20 protein-coding genes are annotated in these 16,931 nt (G+C 38.5%); 4 read left to right on the top strand and 16 right to left on the bottom strand.

Annotation, left to right across the window (positions count from 1 at the left end; genetic code table 11):
- Positions 1–35: 35 nt before the first annotated feature.
- The 3 genes from ACXAD1_RS06760 to ACXAD1_RS06750 all read right to left on the bottom strand — a co-directional run bounded on the left by ACXAD1_RS06760 (position 36) and on the right by ACXAD1_RS06750 (position 2,873).
- Positions 36–1,355: an MFS transporter gene (locus ACXAD1_RS06760; protein ID WP_206835911.1), complete on the bottom strand. Its 1,320-nt coding sequence runs from the start codon at positions 1,353–1,355 to the stop codon at positions 36–38.
- A 407-nt stretch (positions 1,356–1,762) separates the two neighbouring features.
- Positions 1,763–2,227 (bottom strand): DinB family protein, encoded by a 465-nt coding sequence (locus tag ACXAD1_RS06755; protein WP_474909706.1) that lies wholly within the window; start codon positions 2,225–2,227, stop codon positions 1,763–1,765.
- 115 nt (positions 2,228–2,342) lie between these two features.
- On the bottom strand, positions 2,343–2,873 hold the full coding sequence (locus tag ACXAD1_RS06750) for an RDD family protein (RefSeq protein ID WP_370222138.1): 531 nt from the start codon (positions 2,871–2,873) through the stop codon (positions 2,343–2,345).
- 281 nt (positions 2,874–3,154) lie between these two features.
- On the opposite strand from ACXAD1_RS06750, the gene ACXAD1_RS06745 reads away from it, so the two are divergent.
- Both ACXAD1_RS06745 and ACXAD1_RS06740 read left to right on the top strand, forming a co-directional pair.
- Complete coding sequence (locus tag ACXAD1_RS06745) at positions 3,155–3,358, top strand: hypothetical protein (protein ID WP_206835901.1); 204 nt, start codon at positions 3,155–3,157, stop codon at positions 3,356–3,358.
- 109 nt (positions 3,359–3,467) lie between these two features.
- A complete protein-coding gene (locus ACXAD1_RS06740) occupies positions 3,468–4,622 on the top strand; it encodes an aminotransferase A (protein ID WP_474909705.1) in 1,155 nt (384 codons plus the stop codon).
- Positions 4,623–4,749: 127 nt separating this feature from the next.
- On the opposite strand, the gene ACXAD1_RS06735 is transcribed toward ACXAD1_RS06740, so the two are convergent.
- The 12 genes from ACXAD1_RS06735 to ACXAD1_RS06680 all read right to left on the bottom strand — a co-directional run bounded on the left by ACXAD1_RS06735 (position 4,750) and on the right by ACXAD1_RS06680 (position 15,240).
- On the bottom strand, positions 4,750–4,929 hold the full coding sequence (locus tag ACXAD1_RS06735; protein ID WP_206835896.1) for a hypothetical protein: 180 nt from the start codon (positions 4,927–4,929) through the stop codon (positions 4,750–4,752).
- A 74-nt stretch (positions 4,930–5,003) separates the two neighbouring features.
- Positions 5,004–5,882, bottom strand: coding sequence for an NAD(P)-dependent oxidoreductase (locus tag ACXAD1_RS06730; RefSeq protein WP_474909704.1), 879 nt, complete (start codon positions 5,880–5,882; stop codon positions 5,004–5,006).
- A gap of 194 nt (positions 5,883–6,076) precedes the next feature.
- Positions 6,077–6,538, bottom strand: coding sequence for a hypothetical protein (locus ACXAD1_RS06725; RefSeq protein WP_206835889.1), 462 nt, complete (start codon positions 6,536–6,538; stop codon positions 6,077–6,079).
- A 500-nt stretch (positions 6,539–7,038) separates the two neighbouring features.
- Positions 7,039–8,754: a phosphoenolpyruvate--protein phosphotransferase gene (ptsP, locus tag ACXAD1_RS06720; protein WP_474909703.1), complete on the bottom strand. Its 1,716-nt coding sequence runs from the start codon at positions 8,752–8,754 to the stop codon at positions 7,039–7,041.
- On the bottom strand, positions 8,754–9,020 hold the full coding sequence (locus ACXAD1_RS06715; protein WP_009331020.1) for a phosphocarrier protein HPr: 267 nt from the start codon (positions 9,018–9,020) through the stop codon (positions 8,754–8,756). Before ACXAD1_RS06715 ends, ptsP begins: the two co-directional genes overlap by 1 nt.
- Before the next feature lie 456 nt (positions 9,021–9,476).
- A complete protein-coding gene (locus ACXAD1_RS06710; RefSeq protein ID WP_474909702.1) occupies positions 9,477–9,767 on the bottom strand; it encodes a hypothetical protein in 291 nt (96 codons plus the stop codon).
- A 218-nt stretch (positions 9,768–9,985) separates the two neighbouring features.
- Positions 9,986–11,224, bottom strand: coding sequence for a hypothetical protein (locus tag ACXAD1_RS06705; protein WP_474909701.1), 1,239 nt, complete (start codon positions 11,222–11,224; stop codon positions 9,986–9,988).
- Positions 11,221–12,417 carry a DUF58 domain-containing protein gene (locus ACXAD1_RS06700; protein ID WP_474909700.1) on the bottom strand — a complete coding sequence of 399 codons (1,197 nt, stop codon included), beginning with the start codon at positions 12,415–12,417 and terminating at the stop codon, positions 11,221–11,223. The genes ACXAD1_RS06705 and ACXAD1_RS06700 overlap by 4 nt, the downstream gene beginning before the upstream one ends.
- 1 nt (position 12,418) lies before the next feature.
- Entirely contained in the window at positions 12,419–13,357 is a 939-nt protein-coding gene (locus ACXAD1_RS06695) for an AAA family ATPase (protein ID WP_206835867.1), read from the bottom strand.
- A gap of 157 nt (positions 13,358–13,514) precedes the next feature.
- Positions 13,515–13,886 carry a cbb3-type cytochrome c oxidase subunit I gene (locus tag ACXAD1_RS06690; RefSeq protein ID WP_474909699.1) on the bottom strand — a complete coding sequence of 124 codons (372 nt, stop codon included), beginning with the start codon at positions 13,884–13,886 and terminating at the stop codon, positions 13,515–13,517.
- 262 nt (positions 13,887–14,148) lie between these two features.
- Positions 14,149–14,895, bottom strand: coding sequence for an SDR family oxidoreductase (locus tag ACXAD1_RS06685; RefSeq protein ID WP_370222128.1), 747 nt, complete (start codon positions 14,893–14,895; stop codon positions 14,149–14,151).
- A 150-nt stretch (positions 14,896–15,045) separates the two neighbouring features.
- The gene (locus ACXAD1_RS06680; protein WP_206835858.1) at positions 15,046–15,240 is read right to left on the bottom strand and encodes a hypothetical protein; all 195 of its coding nucleotides are present in this window, start codon (positions 15,238–15,240) and stop codon (positions 15,046–15,048) included.
- A gap of 274 nt (positions 15,241–15,514) precedes the next feature.
- Here ACXAD1_RS06680 and ACXAD1_RS06675 point away from each other — a divergent pair, with 274 nt between their 5' ends.
- The gene (locus tag ACXAD1_RS06675) at positions 15,515–15,703 is read left to right on the top strand and encodes a YkvS family protein (protein ID WP_009331029.1); all 189 of its coding nucleotides are present in this window, start codon (positions 15,515–15,517) and stop codon (positions 15,701–15,703) included.
- Positions 15,704–15,884: 181 nt separating this feature from the next.
- Here the strand turns inward: ACXAD1_RS06675 and ACXAD1_RS06670 are convergent, their stop codons facing one another.
- Positions 15,885–15,995, bottom strand: a complete 111-nt coding sequence (locus ACXAD1_RS06670) for a DUF6254 family protein (protein WP_019381647.1) — start codon at positions 15,993–15,995, stop codon at positions 15,885–15,887.
- A gap of 245 nt (positions 15,996–16,240) precedes the next feature.
- Here ACXAD1_RS06670 and ACXAD1_RS06665 point away from each other — a divergent pair, with 245 nt between their 5' ends.
- Complete coding sequence (locus ACXAD1_RS06665; RefSeq protein WP_370222127.1) at positions 16,241–16,852, top strand: CPBP family intramembrane glutamic endopeptidase; 612 nt, start codon at positions 16,241–16,243, stop codon at positions 16,850–16,852.
- The last annotated feature ends 79 nt before the right edge of the window (positions 16,853–16,931 follow it).

The raw sequence follows: 16,931 nt of genomic DNA, 5'->3' as shown, positions 1-16,931 counted from the left end.
GCGGCTTGCTTTTTAAATGCAATACAGATGGAAACCTATTCAGGAATGCTGTCGTCCTTAATTTTTGAATGAATAAACAGACCAATTATCGTTAAAATCATCAATGAACCTAAAGCAAGTCTGCTTGCCAGGTTTCCATAGCTGGCAAAGATCAAAGTTATGCTTCCATAAATAACGGGTCCAATTATGGAAGATACTTTCCCTGAAAATGCAAACAAACCAAAAAACTGCCCTCTTTTATCTTCTGGAGTCAATTCCACAATATAAGTTCTTGTGGTAACCCACATGGACCCCAGAGCGACGCCAAACATGCTGCCCGCAATCCAGAACATAGTTTCATTGACAGCGCCAACAGCAATTGCCAGAGCAACAAGAAGAAGGATCCCAACGTACTTAACCGCTTTGTTGGGCCCTTTCGCCTTGGTAATATAGCCAAATACAAAAGAACCAATTATACTGGACACCGTTGAAGCAAGATATAACAAAATAAATTGGCCAGTTGAAAAGCCGACAATCGTTTTTGCGTAAATGGCCATCATGGCAATCGTTGTAGCAATTGCATCATTTAAGAAAAAATAGGCAATCATGAATGTGAAAATCGCCTTGTAATGTTTCATATCTTTAAAAGTCTGCCAAATTTCCTTATAGCCTGATAAAAATTTTTGTTTTTCTTTTGCCTTGTTAGGCTTATCTTTTACAAAGAAAAACAGCGGCAAAGAAAACACCAGAAATAAAATAGCAGTGGGTATAAAAGATTCGTGAAAACCGTCATCTCCTACAAATAAATAAACTGTCAGGCCTACCAGGGTTCCGATATAGCCAACTGCCACTCCAAAACCTGAAATCAGAGGTATATCCTGCTTTGTTCCCAGATCGGAAATCATTGCATCGTAAAAAACCAGACTGGAATGAAAAAAAAACTTTGCAATAATAAAACATATAATAACGAGCGCAAGATAAACAGGAAGCCCAAATATTTTCCCGCTAATCTGACTTGAAGCAAAAACCCCCATTAAAATGGTCGCCATTACAGTAATAAGCGTAAAGATTACAATATACTTCTTTTTTCTTCCTGTCCTGTCTATCATAACTCCAAACAATGGAGAGAACAGGACAAGAAAAAAACTTGCCAGCGCATTAGAATAAGAAATAAAGGTACTCGCTATCTGATTTAAAACTTCATTCTCTCCAATTACTTCCTGCAGGTAAAAAGGAAAGAAGATGGTATTGATATTTGAGGAAAAAATAGTATTCGCAAAATCGTAAAGTGCCCATGATACAATGGGCAGTGTCATATACAGCCGCCAGGAATTGAATTTCCCCTGTTTCTGCAGCTCCGTTTTTTCTATTTCCATGCCATCAGCTCCTTCAGGTAAAAAACACCTTATTCCTTATTCAAGACCTATCTGTAAAACCCTTTTATTTTACCAAATTTTATTAAATCCAGTTTATTGAAAAAATAATTAATATTCAAATAACAATTAATGCCAGAAATTAATTTAAGGTGAGGAAAAGTGAAAAGGAAGGAACAAAAAGAATATTCAAAGCTATTAATCTACTTATGTTATTGGTGAAGGCAAAAACAGGGGGGAATTTAATGAACAGGCAGAATCTTCCCGAATAGCCGAATTGATGTTGAATTCTTTCTTTGGCACTTTGTTTTAATGGGTGCATCATCGGATCAGGAGTCTCTGCCTGTTTTACTGCATGACGTTATATCATTCTAAATTACAGTTCTTAAAAGTGAAACTGTCAGCCGGTGTTAAACACTGATGCCGGATACCTGCATTATTTGCTTTTTATGGTGAATGTCATGTTCAATAAAATCGGCAAAATAATCGCGCATAGTTAAGCTAGTGCTGCCAATTTTAAATGCAGTATCCAGTTTTTCTTCTGACATGCCTTCCAGCATCTGAAGAAATTGTCTCCGAACTGATAAAAGTTCTTCAATAATCTCTAGTTGTGCATGCTTTTTAGCGTATTCTCCTGCAGCATCATTCACACTTTGAAAATCAGGATAGCTCACCAGTACTGCACCCTCTTTAAAAAATGGGAAACGCTCATCAAGAGAATATCTATCCCAAAATAACAGATGGGCAACTACTGCCGCAACCGGCCATTTTCCAGCCGAGACAGGCTTTAGCCAACTTTCCTGGTCAAGATCTCTTAGCGACTCAAGCCATGCAGAAAAAGCTTCATAATGAGTAATAATATCTTGCTTCTTCATTTTCATCCTCCCTTCCTAAAAATATATTCTGTATGCAGTTAATAAATCCTTTTTATTGCAGTCCCACAAAAAAAACCTGAAGGGCAACTGAGTTGCCCTTCAGGTTTTTTAAGAATTATTTTTTTAATACGACAGTGCCTGCGATTAAATCATGCAATGCCTGTTTTTTCTCTGTAAAGGCAGCAATGATATACCCTATAAGGAAAATTCCAGACAGGATGGCCATGGCCATATATCTGCCAAGCGCCCTCCAGAAAGAAATACGGTTACCATTTAAGTCAGTCACTTTTAGTCCCAGCAGCTTTTTGCCCACAGTTCCCTGCCATTTGGATGCATGCAGGCCTGCAAAATAGGCAACAGCAACGATAAGATTGACAAGAAAGGTTACTCCAAGTGCGCCAAAATAAGATCCCATGAATGCAAAAGCTTCTTCATCGGTCATTTCTGTTTCCATATAAGTTGGGTCGCTTATCATCGTATTAAATGCGTCAGAAGTGCCAAAGAAAATCATAAAGATAACAATGCTTAGAATCGTAAGCGGAATTCCAACAATAATAGAATCGATTAAATAGGCCGCAAATCGGAGCCAGAACCCGCCATATTCTTTTGTGCTTTCATAAGGCTGCTTTTCTAAAGATGTCTCCACTTTATAACCTCCTTTAAATAGTTAGCTGGAAAACTAACAAACTAAAAATGTTGTAGTTTCCACTATCTACTAATGTTAATCTCTAAATGAATTATATTCAACTATTTGAAAAATTTTACACTCATTTATTTTTATGCAAATATCTCACTAAAACGTTTTCATCTTGACTTTTTTGTGAACAGTCTTATTACAGTGTAGACACTATTTTTCCAAAGTCATAAAATAAGTTTGTAAAGCTGAAAGTCAGTTTTACCTAAATTAAAAAAGAGGTGCGATCAGGCATGAAAGGTACAGCAATCCTTTACCATGATGAACATAAAGTTACGATCCTGGAAGATGTGGAGCATTCTGTGTTTGAGGAAATGAAAGATCAATGCGGCGACAACCATTGCCGATGCCATATAGAAAATAAAGTAATCGATTTTGGTGCTGTATCCCCGGTATTATGGCATGAAGACGAAGTCGATTGGGATTACGGATATTAATTTTATTTTTGCTGGCCCTGAATAGAATACAGGGCCTGTTTTACTTTTTACTGTTTGCCTCCGCATCAAAGTGATAGAATAAACATTAGAATTATGCGAGGTGAATACATTGGAACATTTAATCAATCAGAGGGTGAAGGACATTGAAATTTCTGGAATCAGAAAGTTTTTCAATATGGTTGCCGGCACCAAAGGCATGATTTCTCTTACAATTGGACAGCCTGACTTCCCGACGCCATTACATGTTAAAGAATCAGCTAAACAGGCAATTGATGAGAACTTTACCTCTTATACACACAATGCGGGCGATATTCGATTGCGGCAAGCTGCAGCTTCTTTTGTAAAAACAAAATACAACCTTACATATAACCCTGAATTAGAAGTCATTGTGACATCAGGGGCAAGTGAAGCTATCGATATTGCATTCCGTACTATTCTGGATGAGGGATCGGAAGTAATCCTGCCTGGTCCAGTTTATCCCGGTTATGAGCCAATTATAAAGCTTTGCGGTTCCGTTCCGGTTCATACTGATATTTCCAGAAACAAGTTTAGATTTACTGCAGATTTAATTGCAGAACATATGAGTGATAAAACAAGGTGCATTGTTCTTCCATATCCATCGAATCCGACAGGTGTCAGTCTGAGTTTGGAAGAACTTGAGGAAATTGCTGCTCTTGTTAAAGGCAAAGATATCTTTATCCTTGCTGATGAAATATACAGCGAACTGATCTATGATCAAACGCACCACTCAATCGCTTCCCTTTTACGGGAGCAAACTATAGTAATTAATGGACTTTCTAAATCCCATTCAATGACAGGCTGGCGCATTGGTCTTTTATTCGCGCCTGAAAACCTGGCAAAACATATCTTGAAGGTGCATCAGTATAATGTGACATGCGCAGCTTCTGTCTCCCAAATGGCAGCTCTTGATGCGCTTACAACAGGAATTAATGACGCCCTGCCAATGAGGCATGAATATGCCAAACGCCGTGATTATGTATATGAACGTTTAGTACAGATGAACCTGGATGTAGTCAAACCTGATGGCGCATTTTATTTTTTTATAAAAATACCAGATGTTTCAATGAACTCCTTTGAATTTGCCCTTTCTCTTGTTGAAAATGCAGGAGTCGCAGTAGTTCCTGGCAGTGCTTTCTCCTCATATGGAGAAGGTTATTTCCGAATATCCTTTGCTTATTCCATGGACACATTACAAGAAGGGCTTGACCGGATCGAAAAGTATCTTGAAGGTATTAAAATGTAACAAGATTCACTCTGTCGAAAGCGCCAGTTTCCTTTTTGGAGGAATGGCGCTTTTATTCATATTCAATGCTTCTTATTCAAATCCGAAAAAAGCAAAAAGGCAAGACCTCTGCCTGCCTTTTTCACTATTACTGCCCCTGATATTGCCCGTTGTTTTTTGATGCTTTTTCCTTTTTGGCTTTATCTTTATGAATTTTATTCGTGTCAGCACTTCCAAATTCGTGGGAGAATTCAGAATCAATAACAGCGGAATCGAAACCTTTTTTGTTCTTCTGCTGAGGATCATTTTTCTTATTTCTTTTAGCCACCTGTCTAACCCCCTTTTCACTTTCATTATTAGTTTGAAGTGAAGAAAGAGGCTTTATACATTTACAGGTGCTAATTACTTTTTCCAATATTTATATAAAGCGTGTGTACCGCTGTTTTCTTCCCCTAATTCAGAAAGCTCGGCATACATTTTTTTTGCAAGAGCAAGCCCTGGAGTCATCATGCCCATTGCCTCTGCTTCATCCAAGGCGATATTCATGTCCTTAATGAAATGTTTGATATAAAAGCCTGGTTCAAAGTTTCCATCAATGATTCTCGGTGCAAGATTGGATAGTGACCAGCTGCCTGCTGCACCAGATGAGATGCTTTGAAGCACCGTCCTTGGGTCCAAACCTGCTTTTTCTGCATACACTACCGCTTCACACACCCCTATCATATTTGATGCAATCGCGATTTGATTACACATTTTCGTATGTTGTCCGGCTCCTGCTTTTCCTTGATAGACGATATTTGTTCCGAGAAGATTGAAAATTGGCTCTACAGACAGAAATGCGTCCCTGTCTCCTCCGGCCATTATTGAAAGCTTTGCATCCCTGGCACCGATATCTCCTCCTGAAACAGGGGCATCTATTGCATGGATGCCTTTTTTGACTGCTTCTTCATATATCCTTTTGGCCAATGTAGGTGTCGATGTGGTCATGTCAATTACATATGTATTTTCTCTGCCATTTGTGATAATGCCATTTTCTCCAAGATACACTTCCTCTACATCTGCCGGATACCCAACAATCGTAATAATGACATTTGCTTTCTTTGCAACATCCATCGGCGTCTCAGCCCACTCTGCCCCATTCTCTATTAGTCCAGAAGCTTTTTCTTTGGTTCTTGTATAAACAACTAATGGATAACCTGCTTTCAACAGATGTCCCGCCATGCTCCTGCCCATAACCCCTGTTCCCACAAAACCGATAACTGTATTTTCAGGTGAAATCAACGTACCCACTCCCTTGAAATATCTGAATTTTTTATAATAATTTTACCATTACTTTTCTTAGATTAAAAATATTAGATGTCCCAATAAAGACAAAAGACCAGGCAAATACCTGGTCCATCCCCAATTTTATGCGCGTAATTACTTTTACCCAAGTTAGATAAAAACAAAACCACCGGTCATTACATTGATTCTTTTTAAAGCTGTGATGAAAAATTATTTAAGAATGCTCTGGCAATCACTTCATCCTCATTTAAGATTTCTACAGATACTGCATCTTCATTCACGATCATTTCTTCTATTTCGAAAACATGCAGGTCCTGCGTAAGAGGAATGGGATTCATAAAAATGTAATTTCCCTTTTCATTATTGACTTCTATATACTCCCCATCGATTATTGTGTCCTCCCCATAAACAAACTCATCCGTACCCAGCGCAGCGGCCAGTTTTTCATTATGTATGGAAACCTTTACTTTGTATAGTTCTTCTTCTGAAAGGATTTTATCATTAATTTTAAACCGGAACTGCAGCTCATTGTTTTTAGTCAGCAATGCTTCAGCATGCCTATTGACGATGGAGTCCGTGGCACCCTGCATGCAGCCTGACAGGGACAGGGTCAATATGGCGGTAAGTATTAGGCTAATGATCTTTTTATTCATGAAGAATTCCTCCTTTTTCATTACCTTTTCCTTTCTCGCCTTACAATAAACCCCAATTACAACGTTACCTTCGAAAATAAGCGTACAAAATATAAAAGAAGCCCTTTCCAGGCTTCCTTCTTTAGTGGAGGACACGGCTTAAAAATGGACTCTGTTTTTCATATAACTCGTTTTTCTGCTTTTCTTTAATGCATTTATATCGATCATGAAAGAGAAAGCTGATTATCATGGAAACCATTTTCCATCTCTCCTTTTTATTCTGTAGCTTCATTATAGGAGAGTTTCAGATTCCGGATAACAATCATAAGATGTGATTTCTGTCATCCTTAAGGCTGAATGGCAATATTGCCTGAAGAAGGATAAAAAATAAACCGGCCATCATAGGCCGGCTTAAAAGGGGGGAAAATGAGAATGATCAGCTTACTTAAGTCTAACCTAAGTGCTTAATTCTTATTTACCCGGGAAATTATATTTAAAACTTATTAAATGTTTCAATTTGATTACAGTTTGGCTGCTTCTTTTACAGCTTGAACTACTTCTTCTGCTGTATTCATATGAAGCGCTTTTTCAGCCAGTGCTTCCATGTCTTTCTTGTTTAGGTGACTGATTTGAGAACGAGCTTTAAGAATTGACGTAGCGCTCATGGAGAACTCGTCAAGTCCTAATCCCAGCAGCAATGGAATTGCCGTTTCATCCCCAGCCATTTCACCGCACATGCCTGCCCACTTTCCTTCCTTGTGTGCTGCATCAATAACCATTTTAACTAAACGCAAAATTGCAGGATTATAAGGCTGGTAAAGATAAGAAACACGCTCATTCATTCGGTCTGCAGCCATTGTGTACTGAATTAAATCGTTTGTGCCTACGCTGAAGAAATCAACTTCTTTAGCAAATTGCTCAGCCATAACAGCCGTTGATGGTATTTCAACCATAATTCCAATTTCAATATTGTCGGCAACCTTTGAGCCTTCGCTCACAAGCTTTTGTTTTTCTTCTTCAAGGATTGCTTTGCCCTGACGGAATTCATCAAGAGTTGCTATCATAGGGAACATGATTTTCAGTTTTCCATAAGTGCTTGCTCTTAACAAAGCCCTTAATTGTGTCCTGAACATTTCCTGTTCTTCCAGACATAGGCGAATCGCCCGGAAGCCAAGGAATGGGTTCATTTCCTTTGGAAGATTCAGATAAGGAAGCTCTTTATCCCCGCCAATATCAAGCGTGCGGACAACAACCGGTTTTCCGCTCATTCCTTCAAGGACAGCCTTGTAGGATTCAAACTGCTCCTCTTCTGTTGGAAGCTGGTCTCTTCCCATATATAAAAATTCCGTGCGATATAGGCCAATGCCTTCTCCGCCATTTTCAACTACACCCTTCAGATCCTTTGGAGTGCCGATATTGGCAGCCAATTCAACATGATGGCCATCAGCAGTAACTGATTTTTCGTTGACAAGTTTAGCCCACTCAGCTTTTTGATCCTCGAATTTGCGGTGTTCTTCTTTATATTCGGCTACAGCCTCTGGAGTCGGATTAATATGTACCAGACCTTTTAATCCATCCACGATAACCAGGTCGCCATTTTTAATTTGCTTTGTAGATTCCTTTGTTCCCACTACTGCTGGAATTTCCATGGAACGGGCCATAATGGCAGAATGAGATGTTCTGCCTCCGATGTCAGTTGTAAACCCTTTTACAAACTGACGGTTTAGCTGAGCAGTATCAGAGGGGGTCAAGTCTTCAGCAATAATGATTACTTCTTCTGCAATCATGCTGGGATTTGCAATTTGCACCCCAAGCAAATGAGAAAGTACGCGTTTAGTTACGTCACGAATATCCGCCGCACGCTCTTTCATGTATTCATTGTCCATTTGTTCGAACATTGTAATGAACATATCTGCTGTCTCTTTTAATGCAGATTCAGCATTTACTTTATCTGTTTTAATTTTATCTTCAATTGGCGAAATTAATTCCGGATCACTTAATACAAGAAGATGAGCATCGAAAATAGCAGCTTTATCAGCCCCAAGCTCTTTATGGGCATTATCGCGGATGACTTCCAATTCACCTTTAGATTCAGCTAATGCTGACTGAAAGCGCTCCACTTCCTGTTCAGCATTTTCTACAGTCTTTCTATCAAAAGAGAGATCCGGCTCAACCAAACGGTAAGCTTTCGCTATTGCAATACCGCTTGACGCCGCAATTCCATTTAAAAAGCTCATTATTCAGCCAAACCTTCTTTTTTCAGTGTTTCTTCAAGGCTGTTAAGTGCATCCTGTTCATCGCTTCCTTCAGCAATAATTGTAATATCTGCACCTTGTCCAACACCTAAAGACATAACACCCATGATTGATTTTAGGTTTACTTTCTTTTCCTTGTACTCAAGGTGAATTTCTGAGTCAAATTTGCTGGCAGCTTGTACAAGCATTGTAGCTGGACGAGCGTGAATTCCTGTTTCTGCAATTACTTTAAATTGTTTTTGAACCATATGGGATCAATCTCCTTCTTATTAATGATTGTATTAAGATGTGCAAGGCGTTGCCTCACGAACTTAAAGACGGGAACTGGAATTTATTCGGCAAAATCAGCAGCAGGATGAAACAGTATAATGCCGGGATATTTCTTCCTATATGCTTTTATATTTTTTCCAACACCCTATTATTCATGTATATAGTTGTTCAAAAAGGCTGAGAAAAAATTAATAAGATCACTTCGTCTTAAAGCTTCTCTGCACTTTGAAAACTTCCATAGAATCAGGAAATATTACCTGGCTGCAATTAAGTCATCGGACAACTTACATCTCAGACAAAAGAATAGCATTTCACATTCATTTAGACAATGAAAAACCCTTAATTTTTCACGTTTGTTCACACTTTTTTCAGTAAAACGCTTTCATTTGCCAATGATTTCTACTTAATTTTTCAGATGCAATTTTTCTTTTGATTTATGGCTGTGGATGATACTTATCTTGTTTTCTAACCAGTTTTGAAATTTCTTTGTATTGAAGGACATTATAGCTGATTCGCATTTTTGATATGGTCCCCTTCAGGACCGTGTCATGATCGCCTTCCCGGTCCGTATACACTGTGACAAGATCCGACACAGTACGCGCCAGCATTTCTATAACATGTTTTAAGTCTTCGCTATTATAAGATGTATTGTCTTCCATCAGATGCTCCAAAATGTCTTGAGATAAGCCTTTCACTCTGTATGCTTTTTCGTTTTCAAGTTTCATGATATTATCCCGCCTTTTTGATTGATTGTTCAATTATATGCGGGCCGTAAGAGTGAAATGATGTCAGCTTACCGTTAAGTAATCAGGTATTTTTTATTTTGCATGGAAAGATTGAAACCTGCAACAGCATGATTACTTTACTTCAGTGAAGGATAGAAGTATTTTCTGATTTTAAAAAGAAAAGCCCTTCCCATATGAGAAAAGACTTTACACATTGTTTATTTAGCGTTTTTCTTAGCCTGTTTCTTTTTCAAATTGTCTTTATGAATCCTTTTCATTTCTTTTTTCATTTGATCCACTGCATATTTATATTTCTCAACGCTTTGAGTGGACACGTTATTGCTGTATCGGACTGTTTCATATGCATCTACAATCTGTCCGGGGTCTTTGAGCCCTATCCTTTGAAGCCATTCTGGCAAGCTTTCGGATTCTTTTCTTCCCAGGTCTAGGTTTACTGCATATCTTTCCAGCTGAAAAATCTCTTTCCGGATCTGATTTTCAGGGGCAATATGCTGAAACCTCCTTGACAGCAATGTTCCTTTATCTTCAATCTGCTGATTATAAGAGGCAAATACAGCTCCATTTCTTACGCTTTTTACCTTTATATTTTTTTTATAAATATAAATGAACAGGGAAGTGATTACCCCTATAAAGAAGATAGATGTTAAGACTGCAGGATCAAAAAATTGCCCGCCTTCTCCCAAATCAGCAGGTACCTTGAAGCGTTCATCTTTATCACGGTTTTCATTCTCAGATAAAAACTTCACATGAATTTCCCAGTCCTGTCCCTCTGCCCAATTAAACAGCGGTGAAGCAATCAAGGCAGCTGCTGAGGCAATTAATTTTAGGATACCAAAGAAAAAGAACTTGAGAGTTCCCATACCGAAGGAAACTATTATGCCAACTGCAAGAATTGCAGCAGTCAGTGACAAGAAGTGAATTAAAAACCTTTTCTTTTCTCCTGCATTTGCATCCGATTCAATTATACGTTTAATAAAACCTCCCGAGATGATAAAAAACAGTTCCAATATCATTAGTCCCACAATTTCTCCGGTATAGGCACCGTCCTTCATGGCTGAAAAGATAACCAGGAAAGTACCGGAGAAAACCGTAAGCAGAATCCACCAGCCCTCTGGCCGGTAATTATGTTCATTGAAATGAACATAAGTTCTCCAAAAAACAAAAAAGCTCATCAGCACAATAAAAAACCAGGAAAAAGAGAGAATATTTCCGATTACAAATAATAAAGGAAGCTCAACAAGAAAAAAAAGAACCTTCCCTTTTTCTCTAAATCTGATGAGCAGAACTACAAATGCCATTCCTGCAGGAAAAACAAATACAAAATATTCAGTGAGAGGAACAGCCCCTTCTTTTGCCATATAAAAAGGGAATAACATTAGTGCTCCAAAAATGATTTCAATGCCAAGCAGAAAACTCACTTCAAACAGTTTTTTCATCGTACCGCCACTTCCTTCGCTTTCACTTGAAGCGGCCTCAAGTCGGCTTCCTCATTAAGCAGATGCAGTTCAAATAGGAAAGATCCTTTTCGGCTGATATTATTTATTGAGCTGACAGCAGCCTGCTTCAATTCTCCTGCGTGAACGAAAAAAGGCTGATGAGTCAAATGTCTTTCATAAAATGAAAGCATTTTTTCATAAGGGTAAACAGAAGAATGATTATCTACAAGAGCCAGCATTTCAAGCACCTTTTGCAGATGATCTTTTCCAGATGCTGCAGGCAAATAATAAAAGGGGGTGCTGCCGGCAGTCCGAATATTTATACATATGGAAAAAGGAATATTTTCTTTCACACAGATAAAGGCTATTTCCGCTGCACTGCTGATGCATTCTTCCAGCTGTGCAGATATCGAATGTCCAGCTGAAACATTTAGCGAAATATTCCAGCCTGTTTCTGCAGCTTTATCAAAGACCTTTGTCTGTAAACACTGTTTCCTCGCACTTGCCTTCCAATTGATCCGATTAAAACTATCTGATGAAACGTACTGCCTTGTTCCTGCTGGCGATAAATTTTCGTCAAAAAGTGAATAGGCAGAAAGAAAAGTGCCCGGGCGGTCTGTTAAGAGTGGCAGTGTATTTTTAACTGGCAGACGACTCGGATAAACCAATGCATCCTGCAGCAATTGTGCCCGGTATTCAAGAATGGTTTCGCCAAACCCTATAAAATTAGGAATATATAATTCCAGTTTTCTTATTTTTGAAACTCCCCTTTTCATAGCAGAAAAGGGGATTGTTATTTTTTTCCGTTCATTATGATTCAATGAGAAAGGGATTGAAAGCTCAAAATTCCCCAGCCTGGGCTCCAGATTTTGATCCATCGGGCTAATACTATCGCCAAATAAAACCCTAAGTTCACCCTTTAAAATAGGAAGCCCTTTATTTTCAAATTCCAAAATCCATTTCGCTTCCTGTCCGGCAAATAGTTTATATCTAACCTTCGGGTTCCGCAGGCTCAGCTTTTCACCGAGGAGCTTCATGTAATATGTATTGGCAAATATTATTAGCAGAAATAGAATGGATGCCAGAAAAACTTCCCATGATTTCAAATAAAAGCTTGCTATTAATAAGAATACGGCCAATACACTTGAAAGGGACAAATATCCGTCTTCAGCATGATACTTTTTCCACTCCATTTTAGAGAGCACCTGACTCTACTGGAACTGGCACAGATTCCAGCACATCTTTCAGAACTGACTCTGGGCTTTTTGTCATGGAAGCTTCAGTGGAAAGGAAAATTCTGTGGCCAAGCACATACGGGACCATATTTTTAATATCATTAGGTATCACATAGGCTCTTCCCTCCATTAGAGCTTTGCCTTGAGAAGCTCTCATTAAGGCAAGCATTCCTCTGGGACTGACCCCCAGTTCAATATCCGCATGTTCCCGTGTCTTCCTTACAATATCCAGCAAGTAAGCTTCGACAGGCTCATTTAGAATAACTTTTCCGGCAGCCTTTTTTAGTTTAATGATTTGGTCTGAGATTAAAATTGCATTGATTTCCGCAGGGTCTGCACCGCTTCGATACATTTGAAGCATTGCCTTTTCCTCTTCCCTGCTCGGATAATCCATTTTAAGTTTCATAAAAAACCGGTCAAGCTGAGCAACTGGAAGCGGAAATGTCCCCTGCTGAGATTCAGCCGGGTTCTGTGTAGCTATAACCATAAAAGGTGAGTCAAGTCTAATTGTGTGTCCGTCAATGGTGACCTGACGCTCCTCCATTACTTCGAGAAGACTTGACTGTGTTCTTGGTGCTGCACGATTAATTTCATCAGCAAGTACAATATTCGCGATTATTGGCCCAGGATGGAATTCAAATTCCTGATTTTTCGGATTGAAGAAACGGATCCCTGTGACATCACTCGGCAAAACATCCGGTGTAAATTGAATGCGCGAGAAATTCCCATTAATGGTGCGTGAAAATGCTTTGGCAAGCATTGTTTTTCCAGTTCCAGGAACACTTTCCAACAAGATATGGCCATTGAATAATAATGAAATAGCCATCAATTCAATTTCGCAGTCTTTCCCGGAAATTACTTTCCCAATCTCAGTTTTAAGCTTGTCCAAATATCCCATTATTGCCCTCCTGTTCACTTCCATGCTGATCTCTATCCTATTTAGATTGACTGGTATAATTTTACTAAATAATATCTATCTTTACAATTATCTAATAATTCAGCTGCCAGTAAAAGAAAAACGCATGGATTACTAAATCCATACGCTATTTACATAGCTATTCAGCTTTTAAATTTTTCAGTATGTTCCATACGAAAATTAATATACCCGCAGCAGTAATAGTAGCTCCAATAGCAGTACCTGGAAGAAAGGCATTATTCTCTGTTAACAGGACCAGGGACAGTGACAGCATCATGATTGGAAGCCCAATATTATGAAGCCAAAAATGCCACTTCCCTGCCTTCCCTTCAGCAAGAGAAGGAAACAAGTAATAGAGGATTCCTGCAAGAGTCAGGGATGTCCATCCAAGTAAATTTATATGGACATGGACAGGTGTTAACAGGTATGAATGAGTACTTGACATATAATACCCAAGTAAAATTCCCACTGCAAAGTAAACGGACGAAATCTTAATCATAGTAATTCCCACTAGAGCCCCTCCCTCTAATTATACTAAAGCTTTAAAAGGATATGAGCCTTTTGAACCATTTAGAACAAGGGGCTTGTTCCTGTTTCTAACTTGTTTATCATTTTTTCACAGTAAATTTACAAAGAACTCAATGCCATTTAACGAGGCTGTTTTACAATGTCTTTAACGACAGGAGGCGATATAATGATTAATATCCTGCTTTGCCTTATTTTCATTGGTGCTGTTTTGGTGCTAAATATCGTATTGTTAAGAAAGTAGACAGTTAATATTGTTCATAAATCATTTTCCTTGTCATGCCTCCATCTACTGTTATATTTTCTCCTGTTATGAAGTCATTTTCTGGATCAGCTAAAAATAGGCAGGTTCTTGCAATGTCCGCTGGTTTTCCAACTCTGTTGGAAAAATGCTGATTATGATCAATCTCCCTGAGACTTTCATAATCCCCTGTTTCAATCCAGCCGGGACTTATGCAATTAACCCTGATTCCCTTTTCAGCAAGCGTACTGGCTAAAGCATGGGTGATTGCCATAATTCCGCCTTTTGAAGCCGAGTATGCCTCTGTATTGCTTTCAGACATTACTGCTCTCGTAGAAGATAGATTGATAATACAGGATCCTTGTTTCATCAACTTGGCAGCTTCCCTGCTGCACAGGAAGACACTGCGAAGATTCGTATTGATTACTTCATCCCACAATTCCACAGTCAGTTCAAAAAATGAATGAAACTTTGAGATGCCAGCGTTATTTATTAAAATATCAATTGCTCCAAATGATTCATAAGTTTTTATTAAAAGTCCCTTGATTTCTGCTTCATTCTTAACATCTGCTCTAATAAACATGCATGTCTGGCCTTGTTTGTTCAAGCTTTCTTCTAACTTTTTTCCCTTCATTTCATCTATGTCAACGATGACCACATTGGCCCCTTCCCCTGAGAACGTCTCGGCAATTCCCTTTCCAATTCCGCTGGCTCCTCCTGTAATGATGACCGTTTTTCCTATAAAATTGCCCATACTTGTTCAGCCCCTTCAAATTAGTAATATTGCTTTCAAACCCAGATTGGTATGCCTTCTTTTCAACTTTTCATGAGGACATACAGGAAAGACACCTGAGATTTTCAAGTGTCTTTTCTATGTGCTTTATATTTCAGCCCCATTTCTATTTTAGCTTCGGGGTAAATCTAAATATCGATATATAACATGGCCGCCTCTTTGTGCGATTCCGCGGAAGTGCTTAAAATCCTCCCTTTTCACAATAATGCTGCGAAAAGGAAGAAAGTCTTCTTTTGACACATGATACTCTGAGATGATTCCATTTTTTAATTGATCGAGCACTTCTATAATTTGTTCATGATTCATTACTCAGAACTCCTTTTTACTCTATTCTTTTTCTATCATAATTAAAGTGCTGTCAATTTTGAAGTATCTAATATTATATCTGTACATCAATCATTTATTCTGAATATTAAATAATTTTAATGTACAAAAGTATTTTATCTGGTATAATATTACCAACCAAATGCTGTAATAAATTACCTAATCAGCAGTGAATTGCAAAATTCTTTACGCATTTCATAATATAGTGCAAACTGTTATTACCAGCGAAAGAAATGGACAAAAGGAGAGATGCTTTTTGAAGAAAGCAGAGGTTGGCAATATTATTGAGTTTCGTGACGGATTACAAGGGATTGTAGAAAAAGTAAATGAGAATTCTGTTATTGTAGATTTAACGTACATGGATAACTACCGTGATTTGGAATTAGATCAAAGAACAGTTGTCAATCATAAAAATTATAAGGTAGTAAGAGAATCAGCAGTATAAAAGAAAAAATGAAAGCGCATTCTTTCGGATCCAAAAAAAGCAGCTCTCTTGCTGCTTTTTTTATTCTGCATTTTATCAGTTTCATTCTCCACCTTCCTCTCCCCTTTTCAGCTTGCATTTTAAAATGGCGCGCCCTTGAATTTCTTCACATTCGCGGCCCCCAGATTAGGGGGCCCAGATTTTATTCCTTTTCCCCGGACAGTTCTTTTAATGATTTCACTTTACCATGCGGGTGCTGGTCCTGCTTTCTTACCGTCCATGCACGCTCTTTTTCTCTTTTTGATTTCGTCATTATACATACCTCCCTTCTCATGGGTTTATGATTAGCATATCTGCATTATTTTATCTTAACGTTTCCAAAGAAATCTTTTCCTTACTTTTTAGGATTGTTTTTTGTTAAAATAGTGTTTGGTTATTTTTAAAAAGATAAGAAAGTTTTTTGTGCTTTGAGAACTGTCTAGCAGCGTCGCCTGCCCCTTCGGGGGGGCGGGCGTGGGCAAGGCGCTTCGGCTTTTCTTATTGAAAGGAGATTAAAAATTGAAGAGTGTTGCCGCAGATGTCCGATTTATTGGCGGGATATTACTCGCTCATCTGCTTATGTATTTTACATTTCAGGATAAATCAATTTTTTGGTATATCTTTTCTGCCTCTTTACTGCTTCTAATCAGTTATTCCATCATAATGGAGGAAGTGGAAGACAAGGCCACTTTTGGAACATTTATTACCTATGGAGTCCTTTCGGGTTTCCTTTTGTACGGTCTTTTTTGGGCCGGATACAGTTTATTTGAAATACTCAATCTTCCCTTTGTTAATCAGGTTGAAAAACTATACGGCCGTTTTTCACCATCCTTTATCTGGCACTATATTGCGCTGATCTTAATCATTGTTCCAGGAGAAGAAGTCTTTTGGAGGGGTTTCGTTCAAAAGAGATTGATGAAATTTACGACTGTTAAGTTATCCATCATACTATCGTCTCTCCTCTATTCTTCTGTTCATTTTTATTCAGGATACTGGATGCTAGCCTTTGCAGCGTTAATCGCAGGCCTCTTCTGGGGATGGCTATACGCTTGGAAAAGAAGCCTTCCGCTTGTAATCGTATCCCACCTGGTTTTTGACTTATTGATGTTCGTCCTGCTCCCCTTTTATTAAATGGACTCGTGCAGATTTCAATAATGATTAGACAATTCCATCATGGATTGTCTATTTTTTTTAGTTTTTATTGAGTCTT

The sequence above is a fragment of the Cytobacillus sp. ABV4_503 genome (genome assembly GCF_056158445.1).
The sequence above is the reverse complement of the archived record's forward strand: the minus strand, read 5'-3'. Positions and strand labels throughout refer to the sequence as shown.